The sequence below is a fragment of the Agrobacterium sp. CMT1 genome (genome assembly GCF_037203725.1).
Lineage (GTDB): Bacteria > Pseudomonadota > Alphaproteobacteria > Rhizobiales > Rhizobiaceae > Agrobacterium > Agrobacterium pusense.
Genome location: NZ_JBBCAR010000030.1, coordinates 1 through 321, shown reverse-complemented (window position 1 = coordinate 321; position 321 = coordinate 1). Strand labels below are relative to the sequence as shown.

Annotated in this window: 1 protein-coding gene; it reads left to right on the top strand. The window is 58.6% G+C overall.

Translation table 11 applies throughout. The features are described 5' to 3' along the window. On the top strand, nt 1-321 hold a 321-nt coding region (locus WA845_RS25345), incomplete at both ends, for an EF-Tu/IF-2/RF-3 family GTPase (RefSeq protein WP_337322841.1).

Here is a 321-nt window from a genome sequence, read left to right as displayed (position 1 = left end):
CGATCGAAGACGTGTTCTCGATCTCGGGCCGTGGTACGGTTGTGACGGGTCGCGTTGAGCGCGGTATCGTCAAGGTTGGTGAAGAAGTCGAAATCGTCGGCATCCGTCCGACCTCGAAGACGACTGTTACCGGCGTTGAAATGTTCCGCAAGCTGCTCGACCAGGGCCAGGCTGGCGACAACATCGGTGCACTGGTTCGCGGTGTTAACCGTGACGGCGTCGAGCGTGGTCAGATCCTGTGCAAGCCGGGTTCGGTAAAGCCGCACAAGAAGTTCAAGGCAGAAGCCTACATCCTGACGAAGGAAGAAGGCGGCCGTCATA